This window comes from Sphingopyxis sp. (assembly GCF_040216815.1).
Taxonomy (GTDB): Bacteria; Pseudomonadota; Alphaproteobacteria; order Sphingomonadales; family Sphingomonadaceae; genus Sphingopyxis.
On sequence record NZ_JAVJOJ010000010.1, the window covers coordinates 43,259 to 66,688 of the forward strand.

The window sequence follows — 23,430 nt, forward strand, 5'->3', positions numbered from 1 at the left end:
GCCCGCCGGTCCTCGGCGGGGCGCCCCGGAAACCATAAGGACAATTCCCGATGATCGATCCGCTTGCCGCCCTTGTTCCCGTCGTCGTCGAACAAACGAGCCGCGGCGAACGCAGCTTCGACATTTTTTCGCGCCTGCTGCGCGAACGCATCGTCTTTGTGACGGGTGAGGTCGAGGACAATATGGCCTCGCTGATCGTCGCCCAGCTGCTCTTCCTCGAATCGGAGAACCCGAAGAAGGACATCTATATGTACATCAACTCGCCGGGCGGCGTCGTCACGGCGGGCATGGCGATCCACGACACGATGCAATATATCCGCCCGCGCGTCGGCACTGTCTGCATCGGCCAGGCGGCCTCGATGGGCAGTTTCCTGCTCGCCGCGGGCGAGCCGGGGATGCGCGTCGCGCTGACCAACGCCCGCGTGATGGTTCACCAGCCGTCGGGCGGCGCGCGCGGCATGGCGTCGGACATCGAGATCCAGGCAAAGGAAATCCTGCGCATCCGCAAGCGGATGAACGATCTTTATGTCAAATATACCGGCAAGTCGCTGAAAGAGATCGAAAAGGCGATGGACCGCGACACCTTCCTCGAAGCCGACGAGGCCAAGGAGTTCGGCATCGTCGATCATGTCTACGACCGTCGCCCCGGCCTGCCCGGCGACGATGCGCCAAAGGACGTCAGCGAAGGTCCGACGCCCTGAGCCGATCGGGTTGCGGTCGGTTCGGGCACGCGCTTAACCGCATTTGTTGACGTCCCCTTGGCGCGCTGGCGCCAGGTGGGACATTGAAGCCATGTCACCCAATTGCCATATTGTAATTGGGTGGCCGGGGGCTAGGATAAGGATGGCGGCGCCGCTTTCGGCCCCGCCAGAGGACTGAATATGACGAAATTGAGCGGCTCGGACAGCAAGAGCACTCTTTACTGCTCCTTCTGCGGCAAGTCGCAGCACGAAGTCCGCAAGCTGATTGCCGGACCGACCGTGTTCATCTGCGACGAATGCGTCGAGCTGTGCAACGACATCATCCGCGAAGAGATCAAGGGCGGGGTCGCCGCGCGCAAGGACGGCGCGGTCCCGACGCCACTCGAAATCTGCCAGCATCTCGACGCCTATGTGATCGGCCAGAACAAGGCCAAGCGCGTCCTGTCGGTCGCGGTCCATAATCACTACAAGCGACTCGCCAATTCGGGCCGCGGCGAGGATGTCGAACTCGCCAAGTCGAACATCCTGCTCGTCGGCCCGACCGGCAGCGGCAAGACCCTGCTCGCGCAGACGCTCGCGCGCTTCCTCGACGTGCCCTTCACCATGGCCGATGCGACCACGCTGACCGAGGCGGGCTATGTCGGCGAGGATGTCGAGAATATCATCCTCAAGCTGCTGCAATCATCCGACTATAATGTCGAAAAGGCGCAGCGCGGCATCGTCTATATCGACGAAATCGACAAGATCAGCCGCAAGGCGGAGAATCCCTCGATCACCCGCGATGTGTCGGGCGAAGGCGTGCAGCAGGCGCTCCTGAAGCTGATGGAAGGCACGACCGCAAGCGTGCCGCCGCAGGGCGGGCGCAAGCATCCGCAGCAGGAGTTCCTTCAGGTCGATACGACGAACATCCTCTTCATCGCGGGCGGCGCCTTCGCCGGCCTCGAAAAGATCATCGGCGACCGCCTGCAGGGCAAGTCGATCGGTTTCGGAGCGCATGTCGCCGGCCCCGACGAACGCCGGGCGGGCGAGGTGCTGAAGCAGATCGAACCCGAAGATCTGCTGAAATTCGGGCTGATCCCCGAATTTGTCGGCCGCCTGCCCGTCATCGCGACGCTCGAGGACCTCGACGTCGACGCGCTCGTCAAAATCCTCGGCGAACCCAAGAACGCGCTGGTCAAACAGTATAAGAAGCTGTTCGACCTGGAGGAGGTCGCGCTGACCTTCACCGACGACGCGCTCGTCGCGGTTGCGAAAAAGGCGATCGAACGCAAGACGGGTGCCCGCGGCCTCCGCTCGATCGTCGAGGCGATCCTGCTCGACACGATGTTCGACCTGCCCGACCTCACCGATGTGGTCGAAATTGTCGTCGACAAGGATGTCGTCGAAGGCCGCAAGGATCCCGTGCGCGTTTACGCCGACAAGGCGAAGGAAGCCGGCGACGCCGCCTGAGTCGCTGCGCGCGCCGGTGCGGCGCGCGGCCGCGATGTTGCATTGCAGCAACACCGTGAAGGAAAAACGCAGCCGCGCTTGTGAATAACTCGCGCGGCGCGACGCAAATTCGCGCTTTTTTCGTTTCGGCGGCAACGATCGGCCGCGCGCGGCTTGCACTGTCACAATTGCTGTCACAATCGTGCCACATGCGGGCTTCAGGGGCGCTCGCAGGATTTGGCGCGCCCCTTGTCGCGCCTGCCGATCGCACCAATAGGGGACATCCTGATATGAAACTTCGTTATTCGATCGCCGCTAGCCTGATGGCTATCAGCGTCGCAACCGTCGTTGCCGCGCCGGCGGCGGCGCAGCAGATCACCACCGGCATCCAGGGCCAGGTGAACGACGACAGCGGCGCCTCGATCGGCGGCGCGACGGTGATCATCACCGACACGCGCACCGGCGCGTCGCGGACGATCACGACCGGGCCCGATGGCCGCTTCTCGACGACCGGCCTGACCACCGGCGGTCCCTACACCGTCAGTGTCAACGCCGACAGCTATGAGGGCCAGTCGCTTCAGAATGTCTACACCACGCTGCAAGGCAGCACCGACCTCACCTTCGCGCTGACCTCGGGCGGCGGCGAAATCGTCGTTACCGGCAGCCGCGTCCGCGTGACGCAGCTCGAGGTCGGCCCCGGCACCAGCTTCACCACCGAAGTCCTTGCCAGCGCCCCCTCGTTCAACCGCGACGTCCGCGACATCATCCGCCTCGACCCGCGCGTCAGCCTCGACCGCGACGACGGCGGTTCGGGCCAGGACCGCATCTCGTGCCTTGGCGGCAACGACCGCGGCAACGCCTTCACCGTCGACGGTATCAGTCAGGGCGATATTTACGGCCTCAACGACACTGGCTTCTCGTCGCGCAGCTCGACACCGATCCCCTATGACGCGGTTCGCGAAACGCAGGTTCAGTTCGCCCCCTTCGACGTCGATTACGGTTCGTTCACGGGCTGCGCGATCAACGTCGTGACCAAGTCGGGGACCAACGACTATCAGTTCGGGGGCTTCTTCGAATATTCGGACAACGGCCTGCGCGGCGACAGCGTCGCCGGACAGCCGGTCGCGCCGGTCGAGGCGGAAAAGCGCTGGGGCGCGTGGCTCGGCGGCCCGATCATCAAGGACCGCCTCTTCTTCTTCGGCGCATATGAACATCAGGAAGCGGGGCAGTCGCAGGACGACGGCCCGGCGGGCGCAGGCTATGCGAACGAAATTGCCGGCGTGCCGGTCGCCGCGTTCAACGAAGTGTCCGAAGTGCTGAGCAGCGTATATGGCATCGAAACGGGTCCGCTCGTGCGCAGCCGTCCGTTCGAAAATGATCGCTATTTCGCTCGCCTCGACTGGCAGGTGAACGACGACCACCGCCTCGAACTCACCTATCAGCGGCTCGAGGAAGGCTCGACCCGCGCCGACGATTTCAGCAGTTCGTCGACCAACCCGCGCGTGACGGGTCTCAACACCTTCTACACCAGCGGCACCAAGTCGGACTATTATTCGGGCCGCCTCTATTCGCAGTGGTCGGACGAATTTTCGACCGAACTGCGCTATTCGCGCTCGAAGATCACCGATCGCCAAGATCCGATCGGCGGCGGCGAAGCGCAGACCGACAACCCGATCCCGCGCATCATCGTCGGCGTGGCAAGCGAAGACGGCACGCGGTTCGGGCAGATCCTGGCCGGCCCCGGCTTCTCGCGCTCGGCGAATGATCTGCGCACGCAGGTCGATGCCGTCCGCGCGGTGGCCAAGCTCGACAAGGGCGCCCACCAGCTCAAGGTCGGGTTCGAAATGAACCGCGCCGACCTGTTCAACCTGTTCGTCCAGAACGCGACCGGCACGCTCTATTTCCAGAATATCGCTGCCCTGCGCGAAGGATTGCTCTCGAACGGCACACGCACCAATCCGACGGCGGAGCAGATCAGGCTTGGTCAAGCCGTCGGTGCCGAAGGCAATTTCACCGCAACGGGCGTCGTCACTGACGCCGCGGCACAGTTCAAGCGCACGGCCTGGTCGATCTTTGCGCAGGACGATTGGGAAGTCACCGACCGACTGAACGCCGTAATCGGTGTTCGCGCCGACTGGTATTCGGGCGGACAGCCGAACCTCAACCCGCTGTTCCTGCAGCGTTATGGCTTCCCCAACACGACGGGCTTCAGCAACCTCGACCCGATCGTCATGCCGCGCCTGGCGCTGACTTATGATATGGACGATTTTGCCGTGTTCAGCCGCGCGAAGCTCACCGCGGGCGTCGGCATCTTCTCGGGCGGCGATCCGCTCGTCTGGTTCGGCAATGCCTTCCAGAACGACGGCCGCGGCTTCGCGACCGGAACCACGACCGACGCGGCCTGCGGTCCAGGCCCGATCGACGTCGTCACCGGTGGCCAGTTTACCGGCGTCCCGAGTTGTTTCCAGCAATCGGCGTCGGCCAACGCCGCAGCGGGTCGCGGCGACACGCAATCGATCAGCCCCAACATCAAGATGCCGTCGGTGCTGCGCGCCAATATCGGCTTCACGTCGGAGCTGAACTTCGCACCGTCGGGCTTCTTCAGCGGCTGGAACCTCAACCTCGACTATATCTACAGCAAGTATCGCAACCCGTTCACACTGGTCGATCTGTCGCAGACGGTGAACCCGGCGCTCGGCATCAACGGTTTTACTGTCGATGGCCGTCCGATCTATCGTGCGATCGATCCCAACGCGGCGGGCTGCGACGCTGTTCTGGTCGGGCTGAACCCGGGCCCCGTCTATGAAAATGTCAATCCGGGCTGCTTCAGCCCACCGACGAGCCGTGACGACGAACTGCAGCTGACCAACAGCGCCGGCTATCGCAGCCACAATGCCTCGATCATCCTGTCAAAGACGTTCGAGGGCGGCCTGTTCACCGAGAATGGCAATGTCGATTTCAACATCGGCTATGCCTATACCGACTCGCAGGATCGCCGCAGCATGTACAACTCGACGGCGGGTTCGAACTACGACCTCGTCGCCGCGTTCGACCGTCAGAACCCCGGCGCGACGCGCGGTTTCTACAACAGCAAGCATAATATCTCGTCGCGCCTCGCATTCCGCGAGGAGTTCTTCGACGATCTGTCGACCCGCTTCGCGATCAGCTTTGTGGCACGATCGGGTCGTCCGTACAGCCTGACCTGGACCGGCGGCGGCATTTTCAACGACAGCGCGTCGGGCTTCGAGAATGCGCTGATCTATCTGCCGACGGGGGTGAACGATCCGAATATCTCGCCCACATCGAACATGACGGCGGTGCAGGATCTGGTGAACTTTGCGAGCGGCCTCGGTTGCGCCAAGAAGTATCTCGGCCGCACCATCCCGCGCAACACCTGCTCGAACGACTGGTATTTCGATGTCGACCTCAGCTTCTCGCAGGAACTGCCGGGGCCGGGCCGCCTGTTCGGCCGCAACGACAAGATCAAGCTCTATGCGACGATGGACAATTTCCTGAACTTCCTCGATCAGGACTGGAACGTCCAGCGCCGCCGCAATTTCGCGGGGCTACAGGATATTGCGACGCTCGGCGGGGCCGGGTTCGACAGCCAGGGCCGCTATATCATCAGCGGATTCAACGGCGTCGATGCCTTCGATGATGACAATCAGATCAACGTCTCGTCGTCGGTGTGGCGCCTGAAGATCGGCGTTTCGTACGAATTCTGATCGAACGATCGGACGACAACAGGGCGCGGGAGGAAACTCCCGCGCCTTTTTCGTTGAGCCGCGTGGGGCAAACGAGCAGTGGCCCAAGCCACCGCCCTTTTTCGCGTCCGCTATGCCGCTCTTTTCGCCTTCGGCGGCGGCGTTTTCGGCTTGTACCGGCAAAGGTCGGCGACGGGACAGCGCCAGCATTCGGGCGTCCGCGCCTTGCAGATATAGCGTCCGTGAAGGATCAACCAGTGATGCGCGCCGACGCGAAAGGGTGCGGGCGTGTCCTTTTCCAGCTTTTTCTCGACCGCCAGCACCGTTTTGCCCGGCGCCAGTCCGGTACGGTTGCCGACGCGAAAGATATGCGTGTCGACCGCAAAGGTTTCCGCCCCGAAAGCGCAGTTCATCACGACATTGGCGGTCTTGCGCCCCACCCCCGGCAGTTCGACAAGCGTATCGCGGTCGGCGGGCACTTCGCCGCCGTGATCGCGGATCAGGATTTCGCTGAGTGCAATGACGTTCTTCGCCTTCGCATTGAACAGTCCGATGGTCTTGATGTGCTGCTTCAGCCCCTCCTCGCCCAGCGCAACCATTTCCTGCGGGGTCTTCACCTCCTGAAACAGTCGCCGTGTCGCCTTGTTCACGCCCACGTCGGTCGCCTGCGCCGACAGCACCACCGCAACCAGCAGTTGATAGACGTTACCATAGTCCAGCTCGGTTTCGGGGCTGGGGTTGAGTTCGGCCAGGCAGCGATAGAATTCGAAGATATCGGCGCGCGTCATGGTTCGGCTACGGCCTGTCTCCTTCGCCTTTTTGTCCGTCACGCTGCGCCGCCTTCCATTCCATTGCCGCCCGTATCCGCTTTTCGACCGAGGGGTGGCTGTAAAAGACCAGCTCCTGCAACGGATGCGGTCGCGGATAGCGGTATTCTGCGGTCTTGAGCAAGGCGCTCGCCAGCGCATCGGGAAGCCCCGTGGTTTCGAGCGCATAGGCATCGGCCTGCGCTTCGCCAATGCGCGTCAGGCTGTTGACCGCGGGGACGGTGAGCAGGCTGAGGCAGGAGACGAGCGCCATGAACACGGGGAGCCCCGCCGGATCACGGAGTTCGGCCTTGCTGCCGAGCAGCCGCGCCGCGGGCGCGAACAGCCGGTCGATCAGCGCGAGCACGATGAAGGCGAGCAGCGGCAGCACGACGATATGGCGCCAGACATGACCCAGCACATAATGGCCGGCCTCGTGCGCCGTTACCACCTTCACCTCGTCGAGCGAGGCCTGCCCCAGCGCGACATCGGAAATCGCGATGCGCGCGGCGGGCCCGATCCCAGACACATTGGCAGTGAAGATTTCCGACTGGCGCGACCCGTCGAACATGAAAATACGGTCGTGCGGGATACCGGTGCGATCGGCGATCTTTTCGAGTTCGGCGCGCACCGCCCCCTGCGGCACCGGCTTATAATCGTTGAACAGCGGTTCGATCGCGACCGGGACGATCAGCAGCATCGCCGCTGTGAACAATGTCGTCAGCCCGCCCGCCCACATCCACCAGCGCCGCCCCGCACGGCGTATGAGCGCATAGATGCCGAGGATGAAAAGTGCGCCGAACAGCGCCGAAATGACACTGCCAAGCGCCGTCTGCGCCAGAAAATCACCAAATGGCTGGCTAGAAAGATCAAAGGATCGTTCGAACTGCCAGTTGGCAAAAACGGTCCAGGGAAGGCGCAGCACATCCGAGACCAGAAAGAAGAAAAAGCCGATCGCAAGGGTGGATAGCGCCCAACGCCAGCTAGCGAGGCGCGCCGCCAGCCGGTCGAGCAGGCGCAGGCGAACCATCAGCCAGGCGATGAATACCGACACCAGTACGCCGGCTATCATCAAAATCTCGGACCCCGCCGTATAGGACGCCGATTTCGCAAGCGCGGCGGGCCCAAGGCTGTCGACATAGCGCGCCGCTTCGGCGGCCGGCGAAACGATTGGTTGCATAGATGCCTCCTACTGTATTATTTGCATAATACGGCTGGAGCATGATTGTGCAAGCACGGTATCGTACGACCCGCGGTCGATCCCAGAGTCAGGACCCTAGAGACCCAGCACCTGCGCCATCGTGTAGCGTCCCGCCTTCTGGTGGATGAGCCAGAGCGCCGCGCGCACCGCGCCGCGCGCAAAGATCATGCGGTTCTCGGCGCGGTGCGACAGGGTGATCATTTCCTCGGGGCCCGCGAAGATCACGTCATGGTCGCCCGCAACAGTGCCGCCGCGCAGACTTGCAAAGCCGATCTTGCCGTGCCCGCGCGCGCCGGTCAGGCCGTCGCGGCCGCGTTCGGAGCAGGTGGCCAGGTCGATGCCGCGTCCCGCCGCGGCGGCTTCGGCCAACAACAAGGCGGTGCCGCTCGGCGCGTCGACCTTGTTCCGGTGGTGCATCTCGACGATCTCGATGTCATATTCGCCGTCGAGCCGCGCCGCCGCCTCGCGCACCAGATGCGCGAGCAGGGTGACGCCGAGCGAGGTGTTGCCCGTCTGGAGCACCGCAATGTCGCGCGCGGCGTCGTCGATCAGATAATGGTGGCGTTCCTCCAGCCCCGTGGTGCCAACGACGATGGGTTTTCCCTTCGCGACGCAGGCATCGAGCGTCGCCTCGATCGCGGCGGGCGAGGAAAAGTCGACGAGCACGTCGGCGCTTTCCGCCAGCTCTAGGGCATTGCCGCCCTTGTCGATGCCGCAGCTGCGCTGCCCCGCTTCGGAAATCGCCGCCGCGAGCGCGACGCCCATCCGGCCCTGACTGCCGATAATGCCGATGCTGGTCATATTGCGTCCCCTAGATTGCCACTCCCTTTAGCCGCTCGTGTCGCGCGAAGTCGAGCCACCCCGCGATCCATGCCCAGACCGATAGGCATCTCGACTTCGCTCGATGCGAACGGTTACAGGGGAGCAATGAGTCCCATCCAGAATATCGTCATCCTGACCGGCGCCGGGGTTTCGGCCGAAAGCGGTATCGACACGTTTCGCGATGCCGGCGGCCTGTGGGAACAGCACCGCGTCGAGGATGTCGCGACCCCCGAAGGGTTCGCCCGCGATCCCGATCTTGTGCTGCGCTTTTACGACATGCGGCGCGCGGCGATCCAGACCAAACAGCCCAACGCGGCGCATCACGCGCTGGCGCGGCTCGATGCTGAATGGCCGGGCGAGTTGCTGATCGTCACCCAGAATGTCGACGATCTGCACGAGCGCGCGGGCGCGCGGCGGCTGATCCACATGCACGGCACGCATCTCAATGCCTGGTGCACCGGATGCGGCACGCGCAGCGCGTGGACCGCGCCGCTGCTCGACCGGCCGCCCTGCCCGGCGTGCGGCGCCGCAGGACATTTGCGCCCCGATGTCGTCTGGTTCGGCGAAATGCCGTACCGGATGGAGGAAATTTATCATGCGATCAATCGCGCCGACCTGTTCGTGTCGATCGGGACCTCAGGCGCCGTCTATCCCGCCGCGGGCTTCGTCCGCGAGGCGCGCGCGGCGGGCGCACGCACCCTCGAACTCAATATGGAGCCAAGCCAGGGCAGCCACTGGTTCGACGAGGCGCGGCACGGCCCTGCGACCTGGCTGGTGCCCGAATGGGTCGAAGAGATGGTGCCCGGGTGAGGACGGGTGCGTGGGGAAATGGAAGATTTCGACCGGAAGCCGCCCTCAAATCTATCGTCATCCCGGCGAAGGCCGGAATCTCGTCCTGACCGTTGACCGCACCGGCGAGATCCCGGCCTTCGCCGGGATGACGGAATTGAAGAAGTCCGCTTCCCACCCCGAATCCGACCTCACCGCATTCACCGCCGCGCCGCGAAAAAATCCCGGAGCAGCGCCGCCGCCTCGCTTGCGCCGATCCCGTCGTAAATCTCCGGCCGGTGATGGACCGTCGGCTGCGCGAACAGGCGCGGGCCATGGACGACGGCGCCGCCCTTCGGATCGTCGGCACCATAATAGAGCCGCGCGATGCGCGCATGGGCAATCGCTCCCGCGCACATCGCGCAGGGTTCGAGCGTGACATAGAGGTCGCAGCCATCGAGCCGTTCGTTGCCGAGCTTTGCGGCGGCCATGCGCATCGCGACGATTTCGGCGTGCGCGGTGGGATCGTGCGATTCGCGCGGGCGATTATGCCCCTCGGCAATGACGACGCCATCCTTGACGACGACCGCGCCGACGGGCACCTCGCCCCATTCGGCGGCGATACGGGCGAGGTCGAGCGCGCGTCGCATCGGGTCGGGAAGCGGGAATTGCGCCATGCCTTTCCCGCTAATCGCTTGACGAATCCCCTGCAAGCCGATAAGCGCGCGCCTTTCCCGGCCCAACCGGTCCTTTCGGTGCTTTTTGGCGCCAACCGGCACGCCGCCCAGATTTTGTGAGGAAGAAGACCATGTCGCGCATTTGCGAACTGACCGGCAAGGGCCGCCAGGTTGGCCACAATGTCAGCCACGCCAACAACAAGACCAAGCGCACCTTCCTGCCGAACCTGCAGAATGTGACCCTGCTGTCGGATGCGCTCGGCAAGGGCGTCAAGCTGCGCGTGTCGACGCACGGGCTGCGGTCGGTCGAACATAATGGCGGCCTCGACAATTGGCTGATGAAGGCGGGCGACGACAAGCTGTCGGCGAACGCCCGCAAGCTCAAAAAGGAAGTCGCGAAGAAGCTCGCCGAAAAGGCCGCGTAACGCGCCACGCGAATCGCTGAAACAAGGAGGCCGCCGGTTTACCGCGCGGCCTTTTTGCTGTCCGGCGCGCCCCTCGGCGGCAGGTCGACGAGTTCGAACTGAAGCAGCAGGTTGCGCTGCCAGCTTTGGAAATTATCGTCCGAAACGAGCCACAAATAGGTGCGGCCGTCCACCGCCTCGATTGCCGCGCCCTCGAAATTGTCGGCGAGCGCGCGCGGCACGACTCCGATGGTTCGCGACCGCAGCACTGTGCCCGGCCGGATGTCCGCCGGGTCGGCAATCGCGATCGTCGTGGTGAAGACGGGGAACCATCCCACGTCGCGATGGACCAGCAGGATACGGCCGTCGGGCAATGGTGCGGCATCGCTGACCGACCCCTTGCCTTCGCTGTCGTAATAAAAGCGTGTCGGCGGCGGCGTTTCAACGCCGGGATCGCCCGCGAAGAGCAGCGCGCGATTCGCACGCGCGTCGCGGCGCCCACCCTCGGCGATGACGACGAAACGGCCATCGGTCAGCCGCACCATCGCTTCGGCGCCGCGCCCTTTCGGCCAATCGCGCATCGCCGCAGGCGCATAGCGCGCCTCTAGACAGCGCAACGCACCGTCGAACCGCCACAGCTGATTGGTCCGCTCCAGCCCCACCCATATTTTGTCCGCATCCGCGTCGACCGCGACCGATTCGGCATCGACCATCGATTTGCGGTCGGGCCATCCCTTGGGCACCGGCAACGGCGCGATACCGATTAATTCCGGTTGGCCTTCGCTCCCGATCGCGAGCCGCGTTGCATAGCCATTGTCGCCGATCAGCAGAATGCCGCCGACACCCCTTCGCGCGATCCCCGAAAAGCCGCCGAAGCGGCTGTGCGGGCTGGTGAGGTGCCAGCCCCGCACATAGCGTAGCGCCCCCGCAGTGGCGGGGCTGACGTCCAGCGGCTGCGCCGATGCCTGCTGTACGAAATTGTCGGTAGGATAACGGAAGGTGCGTATCGGCGCCGGTCCGAGGACAAGAAAGATCAACAAAGCGGCAAACAGGCGGCGCATCGGCGCGGGCGTAGGATGCCGGGCCGCGAAAGGAAAGCCTTTCGGACCGTCAAAGCTGAACGCCAGCCAACCGGCGCGTTCAGCCTTTGCTCAACGCGAATCGGGCAGAACCCCTTTCATCGACCACCGCCCCCAAGGGCCAAACGACGAAAGAAGGAGAATAACGATGAAAAAGATGGTGACTCTCTCGATCGCCGCCCTGATGTCCACCGTGACGTTGGGCGTGGCAACTCCGGCGGCCGCACAGAACGGCTATTATGACCGGGACGGCTATTCGAGCTATTACAGCGGCTACGACCGCGACGATCGCCGCTATGACCGTCGTTACGACCGCCGCTACGATCGCCGTGATTATCGCAGCGATCGCCGCTATTACAGGGGCGACCGCCGCCATTATCGCCAGTGCGACAAGGGCACCGGCGGCACGATCATCGGCGCGATTGCCGGCGGCCTTGCGGGCCATGAAATTGCCGGCCGCGGCGACAAGACCGTCGGCACCATCATCGGCGGCGCCGTCGGTGCGATTGCCGGCCGTGCGATCGACAAGGGCAACGACGGCTGCCGCCGCTAAAGGGGAATGACGGCTGCCGATTAAGCGGCTGACCCCACCCCCAATAATTTCCCCTCCTTCCTTGCCCCGTCCGGCGCCGCGCCGGGCGGGGTTTGCTTTCGTCCCGACGCGGCGGGAGGAGGACGCTTGCCATCGGCCGGGGGGACGCCTAGATTTGGCGCCAAGTGCACGTCCGCGGTCTTGCGGGCGCGTGAGTAGAACAGGTTATACTAGCCATGCGGCAAATGGCAGCGCCATCAGGGCGACCGCCGCGGCCCGGGTCGGCGGCGAACGGACGGAACAAGGCGAGCGCCCAGCGGCGACCGATCCCGATCGTGCGGCCGCGCAGCTATGCCGCCATCGACCTTGGCACCAACAATTGCCGGTTGCTCATCGCCCGCCCGCAGGACGGCGAACTGGTCGTCATCGACGCCTTTTCACGCATCGTCCGCCTGGGCGAAGGTTTGCACAGCAGCGGGCGGATCAGCGACGCCGCCATGGACCGCACCGTCGCGGCGCTGGCGATCTGCGCCGACAAGCTGCGGCGGCGCCATGTCTCCTTGTCGCGCGCCGTCGCGACCGAGGCGTGCCGCCGCGCGAGCAACGGCGCCGAACTCGCCGATCGCGTGCGGCGCGAAACGGGCATCGTTCTCGACATCATCTCGGCCGCCGAAGAAGCGCGGCTGGCCGTGCTCGGCTGTCACAATCTGATGGAGCCGGGCGACGGCCCCGCGCTGATTTTCGACATCGGCGGCGGATCGACCGAACTGATGCGCGTCGATGTGTCCGACCACGACGTCCAGATCCACGATTGGGTCAGCGTGCCGTGGGGCGTCGTATCGCTGACCGAGCACGCCCCGCTGCCCGAAGACAGTTTGAGAGGGCGCCAGGCCGCCTATGCGCATATGCGCGACGTGACGCGCCGCGCCTTTGCCGCCTTTGCCGACCGCGTCGGCGCCTTTGCCGGCCAGCCCTTGCGCCTCTTGGGCACCAGCGGCACGGTGACGACGCTTGCCAGCGTGTTCCTGAACCTGCCGCGATACGACCGCCGCGCGGTCGACGGGCTGGTCGTGCCCAGCGACGCGATGCGCGCGATCAGCCGCCGCCTCGCCGATGCGAGCATCGCCGACCGTGCCGAAATCGCCTGTATCGGCCGCGAACGCGCCGACCTGGTCGTCGCGGGCTGCGCGATCCTCGAAAGCATCATCGACCTTTGGCCCGCTGCGCGCGTCGGCGTCGCCGACCGCGGCATCCGCGAAGGCATTTTGCGCACGCTCGCGATGCAGGGCCGCGACATTCCCGTCACCCGCCGCGAATTTCGCAAATGAGCGGCGGCGGGGGCAAGGGCGGCGCCAAAGGGCCGGGGAGCCGCGGCGGTCTGCATGTGCGGGTCAAGACCGCGAAAAGGCGCAGCGTGTCGTCGACGCGCTGGCTGCAACGGCAATTGAACGATCCCTATGTTCGCCGCGCGCAAGCCGAAGGCTATCGTTCGCGCGCCGCCTACAAGCTGATCGAGCTCGACGAAAAATTCGGCTTCCTAAAAAAATCGCGTGCGGTCGTCGACCTTGGCATCACGCCGGGCGGCTGGTCGCAGGTCGTGCGGGGGGCGAATCCGCGCGCGCGCGTCGCGGGAATCGACTTGCTCCACTGCGAACCGATCGAGGGGGTCGCAATCCTCGAGATGGACTTCATGGACGATGCGGCACCCGATGCGTTGATCGCAGCGCTCGGCAGCGCCCCCGACCTTGTCATTTCGGACATGGCGGCGAACACGGTGGGCCATCCGCAGACCGATCACCTGCGCACCATCGGACTCGCCGAAACCGCGGCCGACTTTGCGGTGCAGAATCTGCTGCCGGGCGGCGCCTTTGTCGCCAAGGTCTTTGCGGGCGGCGCCGACCGCGAGCTGCTGACCCTGCTCAAGCGCCACTTCACGACGGTCAAGCATGCAAAGCCGCCGGCGAGCCGCAAGGGATCGCCCGAACTCTATGTGATCGCACAGGGTTTCAAAGGACGAAACGATACGCCATAAGTCCCTGTAACCAGGGGAACGGACCGATCGAGCCGGGGAGACATGCGAATGAACAGGTCGAGGTGGCCAGTCGCGTCGGTTACGCTTGCGGCGCTCATGCTGGCGTCGTGCGGCGGCGGGGGCGGCGATTCGAGCCTCGGCAGCGGTGGTCCGGTCACGGTTACGCCGACGCCTTCTCCCACCCCGACGCCCACGCCGACCTGCGCGCTCGCTTCGCGCCAGAGCTTTGCCAAGGCGGTGATCGACGAATGGTATCTGTTCCCGGCCGATGTCGCCACGGGGGTCAATCCCGGAAGCTACAGCGACGTCCAGACCTATATCGACGCGCTCGTCGCGCCCGCGCGGGCGCTGAACAAGGACCGTTTCTTTACCTACATCACGTCGATCGCTGAGGAGAACGCCTTTTTCTCGAGCGGGTCGAGCGCCGGCTTTGGCGTGCGGCTGGCCTATGATGCCGCGAACCAGCGCCTGCTGATCGCCGAAGCCTATGAAAGCGCCCCCGCCTTTGCTGCGGGAATCGATCGCGGCACCGCGATCGTCGCGATCGGCACGACGAGCGCCAATCTGCGCAGCATTTCGGCAATCGTCGCCGCCGAAGGGACGGCAGGCATCACCGCGGCGCTGGGTCCGAACGACCCCGGCGTCACGCGCGTCCTGCGCATCACCGACGCCACAGGGACGCGCGACGTGACCGTCACAAAGGCCGATTATGCGCTCGACCCGATCTCCGACCGCTATGGCGCCAAGATCATCAGCGAAGGCGGACACAATTACGGCTATCTCAACCTGCGTACCTTCATCAGCTCGGCGAACGACCAGCTGCGCACCGCCTTTGCCGATTTCCGCGCGCAGGGCGTCACCGACATCATCGTCGATTTCCGTTACAATGGCGGCGGGCTCGTTTCGACCGCCAATCTGATGGGCGACCTGATGGGCGCGGGACGCAGCGGCCAGATTTTTTCGCAAACCCAGTTTCGACCGAGCAAGTCGGCGGAAAATGACGAGCATCGCTTCGCGCCTGGCAGTCAGTCGATCGCGCCGACGCGCATCGCCTTCATCGGTACCGGATCGACGGCATCGGCCAGCGAGCTGGTGATCAATTCGATGCTGCCCTATCTCGGCACCAACATGACGCTCGTGGGCAGCAATACTTTCGGCAAGCCGGTCGGCCAGATCGCGCTCGATCGCGCCGAATGCGACGACCGGATGCGCGTCGTCGCCTTTGCAACGGGCAATTCGGCGGGGCAAAGCGACTATTACGACGGGCTGGCGCCCAAGATCGCGAACAATTGCGCCGCGGGCGACGATCTGGCCTTCCCGCTGGGCGACCCACGCGAAGCATCGGTACGCCGCGCGATCGACTTCCTCGCGGGCAACGCCTGTACGGTGCGTATCGCCGAAGCGAGCGTCGGCGCGGCGGCGCGAACGCGCAGTGCCAGCATGAGCGCCGCGCCCGAAATGCTGATGTCCGACCGGCCGAACGCCGCCCAGCGCGAATTGCCCGGCCTGTTCTGACCGCAAGAAAGGCGCCCGATCGGCGCGCCCCCGGCACAACGTGGTGAAGGCATTGTTCACCATCGCCATGAAGCCTATCCTCATTTCCCTGCGCCAAATGGGGCAGCATGCTTCGTCATGCCTCCCCCGCTCGCTCCGCGCGGTGCCTGCTTCCGCTGATCGCGGCCGCCGCGGCGATCACGCCCGCCGCCGCGCAGGCATCGTCCAAGCTGGATAATGTGAAGGCGGCGGCGCTCGGCAAGGTCGATTGCGACGTGGCGGCCCGTCCGGCGGCGCTCGATGCGCGCAATCTGTCGCGGGTCATCCTGGGCGGCGCGCCGAGCGCACTCGATCGCATCCGAATGCAGCAACAGGGCGGCGCCGCGCCGGTTTCAGCCCCGGTTTTGGCCGACGCCAAGCCGCTCGAACCCGCCAGCCGCGCGCCCGTTCGTTTCGCCCCGACCGGCGAACCGGGCTGTGCAAGCACAGCCGTAGCCGAAGAGGACAGCGATTCAGAGCTTGGCACGCGCGCGATTGCGGTGAAGCGCACGCGTTTTGACGGTCATTGGGACCGCGTCCGTCGCGCCGCGCCCGCCGCGTTGATGCAGCGCCAATTGCATAGTGCCAACGCCGGGCCGGGGCTCGGCGAGGCCGACCTGCTCGCGCGCGTCAACCAATGGGTGAACCGCGAGATTGCCTATGTCGCCGACGACCGCAATTACCGGCGGCGCGACCATTGGGCGACCGCGGAACAGACAATCGCGCGCGGCAGCGGCGACTGCGAGGATTTTGCAATCCTGAAGATGCAGATGCTGCGCGCCGCGGGTATCGATGCGGCGCGGATGAAGCTCGTGCTGCTTCGCGACCTTGCCGCCAACGCCGATCACGCCTTCCTGCTCGTCGACAGCGGCGGGGCCAAGCTGGTGCTCGATAATGTGACCGACCGCCTTTACGACGGCAGCCGCGCGCAGGCGGTGCGGCCCATATTATCGTTCAGCACCGACCGGCGCTGGGTCCACGCCTATCGTACCGCATCGCCATCGCCGGACCCTGCCATCGTTCCGGCATCGCGCAAGAGCGTCACCCTGGCGCTCAACGATCAGCGTTCGGTCAAGGCGGTCCCGCTGACTTTCAAAACGGGTTTCAGCAAATAGCTCAGGACCGATTTCTTGCCGGTCAGGATTTCGACGTCGCATAGCATCCCCGGCGTGATCGGCAGGCGGCGGCCGTTCGACACGAGAAAGCTGTTCGTCGTTTCGACGACGACGGTGAAATAGGCCTCGCGCTCGACCTCGTCATAAATGCTGTCGGCAGACACGCGCACGACCTTGCCCTTCAGCCCGCCATAGATCGAGAAATCATAGGCTGTTACCTTGACGTTCGCCGGATCGCCGACCTTGATGAAGGCGATGTCGCGCGGGGTGACGCGCGTTTCGATGAGCAGCTTGTCGCCCAGCGGCACGATCTGCATGATCTGTTCGCCCGCATTGACATAGCCGCCGAGCGTATTGACGAGCAGGTCGTTGACGACGCCGCGCGCGGGCGAGCGGATCTCCGATCGCGCCAGCCGCCCCTGCGCGCCGCGGATCGTTTCTTCATTGACCGCCATCTTGGTCGCGAGCTGGCTGCGTTCGTTGAGCGCTTCCTGCTGGAAATCAAAGCGCGCGCGCGACACTTCGGCGCTCGCTTCGCGCACGGCGGCCTGCGAGCGCGAAATCGCCTGGCGCGCGGCGGCCAGACGGCCCTGAATATCGACGACCTCGCGCTGCGCAGTGAGCAATTCGGTCTGCGGCACGACACCGCGCGCCGCCAGCGGTTCGAGCATCGCCACCTGTTCGCGCGCCAGGCGCAGGCTGCTTTCCAGCGAGGTTGCCGTTGCCTGCGCTTCGCCCAGATCGCGCCGGCGCTGTTCGACCCCGGCGGACAGCGCCGCCAGCTGGCTTTGCAGCGCTGAGCGCCGCACTTCGGCGAGCCGCGCTTCATCGCCGCAATTCGCGCCGCTGCAACCGCTCCCGCTCCCGCCCTCGCCCGCGAGGCGCGCCGCGCGCTGCGCCAGCCGTTCATTCTCGGTTTCAAGCTGCCCCAGTTCGGACTGCGAGGTCGTATTGTCGAGCCGAACGAGCAACTGCCCTTTTTCGACCGTCTGCCCCGACCGGACGAGGATTTCGCGGATGGTCGACGGTTCGGCCGACTGGATGATCTGGACCCGCGACGAGGGGATAACCCGCCCCTGCCCGCGCGACACCTCATCGACGCGCGCGATGCTCGCCCACAAAAGGAACAATATCAGCCCCACGGCGGCCGCGACCATGATCTGTTCGCTTCCGCGCAGCCGCTGCCAGACGTTCACGATCCGCATCGCTTATACCCCCGGTTGCCCCTCAGCGGCGGGCGCGGCGCCTTGGCGGCTCGTCAGGCTGTCGAAGCGCGACTGGCTTTTCGTCGGATCGGGGATGTTCGGCACCCAGCCCTTGGTCACATCTACCCGGCCGCCGACGTCGTTGTCGGCGCGATGGTCGGTGGGATCGCGCGGCAGCGGGACGGCGGCGAGAACCGCTGCGTCGGCGGACGTGTCAGCGATCGCCGCGCCGCCCTGATACAGCTGGCTGAACGCGGGAATCCATTCGGCGCCGGCATAAGCATCCGAAAAGGCCGCGGGCTTGCCCCACGAACCCGGCCAGCGATAGAAGATATGCGCTCCGATCTGTTCGATCTTGGTGAGCTTGGGCGCCCAGCGCGGCAGGACGTAATTGGCGTGATAATGCGTCGCCATGCCGACGCTGGCCTCGACGCGCCCCGTCAGCGCCGCGCGCGCGATCTCGCCCGAACGGCGCCACAGCGCTGGCACCGGCGCCCGCCGCATCGACCCGTCGCACGCAAAGCTGAACTGGCAACCGGGGCGCGAGCTGCCCTGATAAATGACGCCGCATACCGTGTCGGGATAGGCGGGATGGCGCATCCGGTTGAGGATCACCTGTGCCACCGCGGCCTTTCCCGTGTCCGATTCGGTCGCGGCTTCATAATAGATCGCCTGCGTCAGACAGCGCTCGGCATTGCTCGCCTGCGCCAGGCTGATCGTCGGCAGCCGGAACGGCCGTGCGGCCTCGACCGGCAATGTCGACACCGGCAGCAGCGCATTGCGCGCGATGGCGTCGTCGCCCTCGGCGGCGGGCAGCGCCGCGTCGGTCTCGGTCTCGGCGATCAGCCGCGCGATCGCCCGTTTCTGCGCCGTCCGCGCCATTTCGGCCGGCTCGGCGGTCCACGCCGCGAAGCGCGCCTCGACAAAGCGCGCCAGCCGGTCGTTCGACGCCGCGAACAGGATCGCCGCCGCCGAAAGCGCAAGGCCGAACAGCACGAATTTGACGGTCCGCGATGTCGGCCGCGCGCCTGCGCCGTCGATCCACGGCGCGTCGGCAGGCGATGCGCCGGCGCGCGCGATGTCGAGTTGCGGGATCATGCTGCCGGTTCCTTCGTCGACCGCGCGAGAACTTCGGCGCGCGGGCCATCGGCGACGATGCGTCCGCCGTCGATGACGATGATGCGGTCGCACATCTGCAGGATCGCTTCGCGGTGCGTCGCGATAATCACCGTCTGCGATTTCCCGACCGAACGACCCAGCGCTTCGATGAACAGCCGCTCGCTCTGCGTGTCCATTGCCCCCGTCGGTTCGTCGAGGAACAGAAGGCGCGACGGCGACGCGAGCGCGCGCGCGATGGTCAGGAAACCGCGCTGTCCGCCCGACAATTGCCCGCCGCGCTCGCCCGTGCCGCGGTCGAGGCCCGTCTCGTCGCGGCCCATGAAACGGTCGGCGCCGATCGACTGGAGCGTCGCGAGAAGTTCGGCGTCCGACGCGGCCGGCGCGCAATATTGCAGGTTCTGCTTGATCGAGCCGCTGAACAAGACGGCATCCTGACCGACGAAACGAAGCTGCGAGCGAAGATAGATCGGCGAATATTGGCGGCTGTCGAGCCCATCGATATAGATATTGCCCCTATCGGGCGCATAAAGGCCGCAGAGCAATCGCCCGAGCGTCGATTTGCCCGATGCGACGCGGCCCACGACGGCGACCCGCTCGCCCGCCGCGATTCTAAGGTCGATGTCGGACAGCGACGGCGCCGATGCCCCCGGATAGGTAAAGGACAGCCCCTCGACGACAATATCGCCGGTGTCGATGGTCAGGTTGAGCGCGCTGCTGCCCATCCGCCGTTCATCACCGGCTTCGATCATCTGCTGGATGCTCGCCATCGTGGTCAACGCCTGACGCCCGCGCGTGATCAGGAAGGCGAGTTGCCCGACGGGCGCCATCGAGCGCCCCGCGAGCATGACGATCGCAATGATCGCGCCCATCGAAATTTCGCCCGCGTCGAAAAGATAGAAGCCCCCGACGATGAGCGCGAGGCTGGAAAATTGCTGCCCCAGCGTTGCCAGATTGATCGCCGCCGCGCTGGTCCGCCGCAGCGATGCCTGCGTCCGCGCGGCGGTGTCGACCATGCGGCGCCACTGGCCGAGCACGCGGCCTTCGGCGGCGCAGCTCTTGATCGTTTCGGCTCCGCCGATCGCTTCGACGAGCATTGCGTGCTGGATCGCGGCGTCGGCCTGATTGTCGAGCGATGCCTGCATCATGCGGCGTTGCAGGAAAAATCCCGCGACGCCCATCGCGACGATGATCGCGAGCGGAACGAGCGCAAGCCAGCCTGCAAGCAGCGCGATCATCGCGATGAACAGCACCAGAAAAACGACGTCGACGATCAGCACGATCGTCGTCGAGGCGAAAAAATCGCGGACGGTTTCGAACTCCGACACGCGCCGTGCGAGCATCCCGGTGCTGCCGCGCCGGTCGGCGAGCGGCATGTTCAGCACCTTCGAAAAAATCTTTTCCGACAATTTGATGTCGAGCTCGCGCCCCAGATCGTCGAGCAGTGTCGCGCGCGCCAGCCGCAGCGCAAATTCGACCGCAAAGGCGAGCAGCGCGCCGACCGCGAGCACCCAGAGGCTCGACACCGCCTTGTTCGGGATCACACGGTCATAGACATTCATCGTGAACAGCGGCAGCGCAAAGCCGAGCAGGTTGATCATCAGCGCCGCGCCGAGCACCGGATAGAAAGAGCGGCGCATCCGCCGCACCTCGCCCCAGAACCAGTGGCGTTTCGCCGTTTCGTCCCACGGCCGCTCCTCGGCGCGGATCGCGGTCGGATCGGCCGACACCGCGACCGCCTGCCCGGCATAGCTCGCCTCGACCGTCTCCTCGTCGGCCCACACCGGCGCATCGGCGCCCGGTTCCCACACGAGATATTGATCGTCCTTCGCCTCGATCAGCACGGCGCAATCGCCATCCTGGCGGCGGATGATCGCCGGCAGGTCGCGGGCAAACGCACGCAGCTTGCGCGCGTGGAGCCGGTCGTTGTTGATGAAGCAGAGATCGAGCGCCGCCTCTGCCTGATGGAAGGGAAGAAAACCGCGCTCGTCGCGCGCGAGCGACGACAGGGCGCCGCGTTGGAACGTCTGGCCGAAATGCTGCGCGACAAAGAGGATGCAGGCGATCAAGGGATCGCCCACACTCTCTTTGCCGATACGCGCAACCGAGGATTGATCCTGTAGCATGTCGTTATTTTCTTTTAAGAATCAATCCGTTAAAATTTACTGTGGATAGCGCCGGCGCTGGAGTTCGGCGGGCGCCGGCGGACCGTAGCCGACATCCTCGCGCGCATAGACGCGGCGCGATTCGGGCGCGCTCAGGTTGAAGGCATCGAGCAAATTATTGGTCGCGGCCAGCACCTGATAACCCGCAAAAATCTCCGAAAAGCGCGCGGTTTCTGCGCGCACCTGGACGTTGAAGCGGGTGTTCTGAGCATCGAGCACGTCGAGCAGCGAGCGGCGACCGACCGAGAATTGATCGCGGTACGATACGAGCAGTTCGTCGGTCGCCTTGCTCTGATCGACAAGGTCGCGGAACACCGCGGTCTGCGTTTCGCGGCTGTTCCACGCCCGGCGCGTGTCGGCTTCGGCGTTGCGCTCGGCTTCGTGCAGGCGGAAGCGGCTCTCGCTCGCGCGGCGGACCATCTCCTGATATTTCGCACGGTTGATTCCCCCGTCGAAAATGTCCCAGCGCATCACGACGCGGCCAAGCAGGTCGTTCGTTTCGCCGCGGAAGGCATCGATGTCGTCGCCGATGCGCCCCGACAGTTCGAGGTCGATCGTCGGGAAGAAATCGCCCTTCGCCTTCTTGGCCTCGGCATTGGCGGCATCGACATCGGCCTGCGCTTCCAGCACCTTGGGGTGCCGCGCACGGGTCATGCCGACCGCTTCGCTGAGGCTGACCGGCAGCTTTTCGACCATCGCCGGGGGCATCTGAACTTCGTCGACCTGCAGCCCGCTCAGCGCGAGCAGTTCGATCTTGGCATTCTGCAAGGCTTCCTTTGCCTCGCTGACGCGGACGCTCGCTGCCTTGGCGCGCTCCTGGGCCTGTTGCAGATCGGCGACGCTGATCGAACCCGCCGTCACCCCGCTCGACAGGTCGGAAACCAGGCTGTTGTGAAAGCTCATATTGTCCTCGGCCGCCGCCACGACGCGCTGCTGCAACAGCACGTCGAGATATTGGCGCGCGGTCTGGAGCGCGATGAACTCCGATCGTTCGAGCACGCGCAGCGCAGCGCCATCGACACGCGCCGCCTGGCGAAGCTTCTCGCCCCGGCGGCGGCCGAAGTCGATCAGCGTCTGCTCGGCGCGGATGCCCGCTTCGAGCGGATACAGCTCGTCATTGGCGATGCCGAGCGCGCGCCGCGTCGAATTTTCGAGGCGGCGAACCCCCGCCGACAATTCGAGCGTCACGCGCGGCAGGTAAAGCCCCTTCGCCTGCTCGAGCTCGAACTCGATCGCCTGCTTGTTCATTTCGGCCTGATGGATCTGCGGATTCGAATCGATCGCGACCGCCATGACATTCTGCATGGTCGTCGGCTCCGCCAAGGCAGGCAGTGCGAACAGCGAAAGGGCGAAGGCCGACGCAAAGCCGGCGAGCTTATGTTGCGGTTTCATCACTGTCCCCCCATCCCGTTCACTTCGACTTCGACGCGGCGATTCTCCGGCGTCCGTTCGCCATCGAGCGTCTGGACGCGCGGCTGGCGTTCACCCATGCCCGATACTGCGATCGCGCCCGCGGGGATGCCCGCGCCGCTCATCATGTCGGCGATCACCTGCGCGCGGCGCAGCGCCAGCCCTTCATTATAGCTGTCGGGGCCCGACCGGTCGGTGTGCCCGACGACGGTGAAGCTGCGCCAGCCGCACCGTTCGCGGTTTTCGGCCATGAAAGCGACCGACTGCCCCGCATCGGCGGGGGCAAGGGTCGAATCCCAGTCGAAATAGAAAGTCGACGCGACGTCCGGCGGGCAGTTTTCGGTGCTCGGCGGCGGCGGCGGAACCAGCGGCATTTCGGCCGGCGGCGCGGGCTGGCGCGTCATCATGCCATAGGCAAAGTCACAGCGGCGCAGGCTTTCGGCGTCGCGCGTGCTCGATTTCAGAAAACCCATCGCGATGCCGCACTGGACCTTGGCCTCCGACGCCCAGGCATAGGCATTGCTGTCCGCGGCAAGGACCGCGCGATCGCCCGTCATCGCAAGCGCCGCATCGTAGCGGCGCTGGACCTCGCCCCGCAGTTCGCCGGTCGGAAGATCCGCCAGGGCCTGCGCCAGCGCGCTGCCAGGCTGGGCAAGCGCCAGCGCGGCAACCGCGCCCGCCACCCATTTTCCTCTGTGATGTGCCATGTTGCTATTGCCCTCCACTTTTATC

General features: G+C 65.2%; 20 protein-coding genes. 10 read left to right on the plus strand and 10 right to left on the minus strand.

What is annotated here, in order from left to right; all coding sequences use genetic code 11:
• Positions 1 to 50: 50 nt before the first annotated feature.
• The 3 genes from clpP (at position 51) to RIA72_RS14970 (ending at position 5,854) form a co-directional block, all read left to right on the plus strand.
• A complete protein-coding gene (gene clpP, locus RIA72_RS14960) occupies positions 51 to 701 on the plus strand; it encodes an ATP-dependent Clp endopeptidase proteolytic subunit ClpP (RefSeq protein ID WP_350032868.1) in 651 nt (216 codons plus the stop codon).
• A gap of 180 nt (positions 702 to 881) precedes the next feature.
• Positions 882 to 2,150 carry an ATP-dependent Clp protease ATP-binding subunit ClpX gene (clpX, locus tag RIA72_RS14965; protein WP_350032869.1) on the plus strand — a complete coding sequence of 423 codons (1,269 nt, stop codon included), beginning with the start codon at positions 882 to 884 and terminating at the stop codon, positions 2,148 to 2,150.
• Between the two features lie 269 nt (positions 2,151 to 2,419).
• On the plus strand, positions 2,420 to 5,854 hold the full coding sequence (locus tag RIA72_RS14970; protein WP_350032870.1) for a TonB-dependent receptor: 3,435 nt from the start codon (positions 2,420 to 2,422) through the stop codon (positions 5,852 to 5,854).
• Positions 5,855 to 5,964: 110 nt separating this feature from the next.
• On the opposite strand, the gene nth is transcribed toward RIA72_RS14970, so the two are convergent.
• The 3 genes from nth to dapB all read right to left on the minus strand — a co-directional run bounded on the left by nth (position 5,965) and on the right by dapB (position 8,641).
• Positions 5,965 to 6,621, minus strand: coding sequence for an endonuclease III (nth, locus tag RIA72_RS14975; RefSeq protein ID WP_350032871.1), 657 nt, complete (start codon positions 6,619 to 6,621; stop codon positions 5,965 to 5,967).
• A 7-nt stretch (positions 6,622 to 6,628) separates the two neighbouring features.
• Positions 6,629 to 7,819: a M48 family metallopeptidase gene (locus RIA72_RS14980; protein WP_350032872.1), complete on the minus strand. Its 1,191-nt coding sequence runs from the start codon at positions 7,817 to 7,819 to the stop codon at positions 6,629 to 6,631.
• Positions 7,820 to 7,915: 96 nt separating this feature from the next.
• Complete coding sequence (dapB, locus tag RIA72_RS14985) at positions 7,916 to 8,641, minus strand: 4-hydroxy-tetrahydrodipicolinate reductase (RefSeq protein ID WP_350032873.1); 726 nt, start codon at positions 8,639 to 8,641, stop codon at positions 7,916 to 7,918.
• A gap of 126 nt (positions 8,642 to 8,767) precedes the next feature.
• Between dapB and RIA72_RS14990 the strand changes: the two genes are divergently transcribed.
• Positions 8,768 to 9,472 carry an NAD-dependent deacylase gene (locus tag RIA72_RS14990; RefSeq protein WP_350032874.1) on the plus strand — a complete coding sequence of 235 codons (705 nt, stop codon included), beginning with the start codon at positions 8,768 to 8,770 and terminating at the stop codon, positions 9,470 to 9,472.
• A 179-nt stretch (positions 9,473 to 9,651) separates the two neighbouring features.
• Here the strand turns inward: RIA72_RS14990 and tadA are convergent, their stop codons facing one another.
• Positions 9,652 to 10,107, minus strand: coding sequence for a tRNA adenosine(34) deaminase TadA (gene tadA, locus RIA72_RS14995; RefSeq protein WP_350032875.1), 456 nt, complete (start codon positions 10,105 to 10,107; stop codon positions 9,652 to 9,654).
• A gap of 131 nt (positions 10,108 to 10,238) precedes the next feature.
• Here tadA and rpmB point away from each other — a divergent pair, with 131 nt between their 5' ends.
• The gene (gene rpmB / locus RIA72_RS15000; RefSeq protein WP_350032876.1) at positions 10,239 to 10,532 is read left to right on the plus strand and encodes a 50S ribosomal protein L28; all 294 of its coding nucleotides are present in this window, start codon (positions 10,239 to 10,241) and stop codon (positions 10,530 to 10,532) included.
• Positions 10,533 to 10,570: 38 nt separating this feature from the next.
• On the opposite strand, the gene RIA72_RS15005 is transcribed toward rpmB, so the two are convergent.
• Positions 10,571 to 11,572: an esterase-like activity of phytase family protein gene (locus tag RIA72_RS15005; RefSeq protein WP_350032877.1), complete on the minus strand. Its 1,002-nt coding sequence runs from the start codon at positions 11,570 to 11,572 to the stop codon at positions 10,571 to 10,573.
• Positions 11,573 to 11,738: 166 nt separating this feature from the next.
• Here RIA72_RS15005 and RIA72_RS15010 point away from each other — a divergent pair, with 166 nt between their 5' ends.
• The 5 genes from RIA72_RS15010 to RIA72_RS15030 all read left to right on the plus strand — a co-directional run bounded on the left by RIA72_RS15010 (position 11,739) and on the right by RIA72_RS15030 (position 16,802).
• Positions 11,739 to 12,143 carry a glycine zipper 2TM domain-containing protein gene (locus RIA72_RS15010; RefSeq protein WP_350032878.1) on the plus strand — a complete coding sequence of 135 codons (405 nt, stop codon included), beginning with the start codon at positions 11,739 to 11,741 and terminating at the stop codon, positions 12,141 to 12,143.
• A 215-nt stretch (positions 12,144 to 12,358) separates the two neighbouring features.
• Complete coding sequence (locus RIA72_RS15015) at positions 12,359 to 13,450, plus strand: Ppx/GppA phosphatase family protein (RefSeq protein ID WP_502957970.1); 1,092 nt, start codon at positions 12,359 to 12,361, stop codon at positions 13,448 to 13,450.
• The gene (locus RIA72_RS15020) at positions 13,447 to 14,154 is read left to right on the plus strand and encodes an RlmE family RNA methyltransferase (protein ID WP_350032880.1); all 708 of its coding nucleotides are present in this window, start codon (positions 13,447 to 13,449) and stop codon (positions 14,152 to 14,154) included. Before RIA72_RS15015 ends, RIA72_RS15020 begins: the two co-directional genes overlap by 4 nt.
• Before the next feature lie 48 nt (positions 14,155 to 14,202).
• A complete protein-coding gene (locus tag RIA72_RS15025; protein WP_350032881.1) occupies positions 14,203 to 15,669 on the plus strand; it encodes a S41 family peptidase in 1,467 nt (488 codons plus the stop codon).
• Between the two features lie 107 nt (positions 15,670 to 15,776).
• The gene (locus RIA72_RS15030; protein WP_350032882.1) at positions 15,777 to 16,802 is read left to right on the plus strand and encodes a transglutaminase-like cysteine peptidase; all 1,026 of its coding nucleotides are present in this window, start codon (positions 15,777 to 15,779) and stop codon (positions 16,800 to 16,802) included.
• Here RIA72_RS15030 and RIA72_RS15035 read toward each other — a convergent pair.
• The 5 genes from RIA72_RS15035 to RIA72_RS15055 are packed head-to-tail and all read right to left on the minus strand — an operon-like array spanning position 16,748 to position 23,405.
• Positions 16,748 to 18,007, minus strand: coding sequence for an HlyD family type I secretion periplasmic adaptor subunit (locus RIA72_RS15035; protein WP_350032883.1), 1,260 nt, complete (start codon positions 18,005 to 18,007; stop codon positions 16,748 to 16,750). The two genes, RIA72_RS15030 and RIA72_RS15035, sit on opposite strands and share 55 nt — an antisense overlap.
• Before the next feature lie 3 nt (positions 18,008 to 18,010).
• Positions 18,011 to 19,105 carry a cell wall hydrolase gene (locus tag RIA72_RS15040; protein WP_350032884.1) on the minus strand — a complete coding sequence of 365 codons (1,095 nt, stop codon included), beginning with the start codon at positions 19,103 to 19,105 and terminating at the stop codon, positions 18,011 to 18,013.
• Positions 19,102 to 21,249 carry a type I secretion system permease/ATPase gene (locus RIA72_RS15045; protein WP_350032885.1) on the minus strand — a complete coding sequence of 716 codons (2,148 nt, stop codon included), beginning with the start codon at positions 21,247 to 21,249 and terminating at the stop codon, positions 19,102 to 19,104. Before RIA72_RS15045 ends, RIA72_RS15040 begins: the two co-directional genes overlap by 4 nt.
• A 36-nt stretch (positions 21,250 to 21,285) precedes the next feature.
• The gene (locus RIA72_RS15050) at positions 21,286 to 22,680 is read right to left on the minus strand and encodes a TolC family protein (protein ID WP_350032886.1); all 1,395 of its coding nucleotides are present in this window, start codon (positions 22,678 to 22,680) and stop codon (positions 21,286 to 21,288) included.
• A complete protein-coding gene (locus RIA72_RS15055; protein WP_350032887.1) occupies positions 22,680 to 23,405 on the minus strand; it encodes an OmpA family protein in 726 nt (241 codons plus the stop codon). Before RIA72_RS15055 ends, RIA72_RS15050 begins: the two co-directional genes overlap by 1 nt.
• Positions 23,406 to 23,430 lie beyond the last annotated feature (25 nt).

Bases quoted from the DNA above. Each gene is read 5' to 3' on its own strand.
- clpP (WP_350032868.1), top strand. From the start codon at position 51: ATGATCGATCCGCTTGCCGCCCTTGTTCCCGTCGTCGTCGAACAAACG.
- clpX (WP_350032869.1), top strand. From the start codon at position 882: ATGACGAAATTGAGCGGCTCGGACAGCAAGAGCACTCTTTACTGCTCC.
- RIA72_RS14970 (WP_350032870.1), top strand. From the start codon at position 2,420: ATGAAACTTCGTTATTCGATCGCCGCTAGCCTGATGGCTATCAGCGTC.
- nth (WP_350032871.1), bottom strand. From the start codon at position 6,621: ATGACGCGCGCCGATATCTTCGAATTCTATCGCTGCCTGGCCGAACTC.
- RIA72_RS14980 (WP_350032872.1), bottom strand. From the start codon at position 7,819: ATGCAACCAATCGTTTCGCCGGCCGCCGAAGCGGCGCGCTATGTCGAC.
- dapB (WP_350032873.1), bottom strand. From the start codon at position 8,641: ATGACCAGCATCGGCATTATCGGCAGTCAGGGCCGGATGGGCGTCGCG.
- RIA72_RS14990 (WP_350032874.1), top strand. From the start codon at position 8,768: ATGAGTCCCATCCAGAATATCGTCATCCTGACCGGCGCCGGGGTTTCG.
- tadA (WP_350032875.1), bottom strand. From the start codon at position 10,107: ATGGCGCAATTCCCGCTTCCCGACCCGATGCGACGCGCGCTCGACCTC.
- rpmB (WP_350032876.1), top strand. From the start codon at position 10,239: ATGTCGCGCATTTGCGAACTGACCGGCAAGGGCCGCCAGGTTGGCCAC.
- RIA72_RS15005 (WP_350032877.1), bottom strand. From the start codon at position 11,572: ATGCGCCGCCTGTTTGCCGCTTTGTTGATCTTTCTTGTCCTCGGACCG.
- RIA72_RS15010 (WP_350032878.1), top strand. From the start codon at position 11,739: ATGAAAAAGATGGTGACTCTCTCGATCGCCGCCCTGATGTCCACCGTG.
- RIA72_RS15015 (WP_502957970.1), top strand. From the start codon at position 12,359: ATGCGGCAAATGGCAGCGCCATCAGGGCGACCGCCGCGGCCCGGGTCG.
- RIA72_RS15020 (WP_350032880.1), top strand. From the start codon at position 13,447: ATGAGCGGCGGCGGGGGCAAGGGCGGCGCCAAAGGGCCGGGGAGCCGC.
- RIA72_RS15025 (WP_350032881.1), top strand. From the start codon at position 14,203: ATGAACAGGTCGAGGTGGCCAGTCGCGTCGGTTACGCTTGCGGCGCTC.
- RIA72_RS15030 (WP_350032882.1), top strand. From the start codon at position 15,777: ATGCTTCGTCATGCCTCCCCCGCTCGCTCCGCGCGGTGCCTGCTTCCG.
- RIA72_RS15035 (WP_350032883.1), bottom strand. From the start codon at position 18,007: ATGCGGATCGTGAACGTCTGGCAGCGGCTGCGCGGAAGCGAACAGATC.
- RIA72_RS15040 (WP_350032884.1), bottom strand. From the start codon at position 19,105: ATGATCCCGCAACTCGACATCGCGCGCGCCGGCGCATCGCCTGCCGAC.
- RIA72_RS15045 (WP_350032885.1), bottom strand. From the start codon at position 21,249: ATGCTACAGGATCAATCCTCGGTTGCGCGTATCGGCAAAGAGAGTGTG.
- RIA72_RS15050 (WP_350032886.1), bottom strand. From the start codon at position 22,680: ATGAAACCGCAACATAAGCTCGCCGGCTTTGCGTCGGCCTTCGCCCTT.
- RIA72_RS15055 (WP_350032887.1), bottom strand. From the start codon at position 23,405: ATGGCACATCACAGAGGAAAATGGGTGGCGGGCGCGGTTGCCGCGCTG.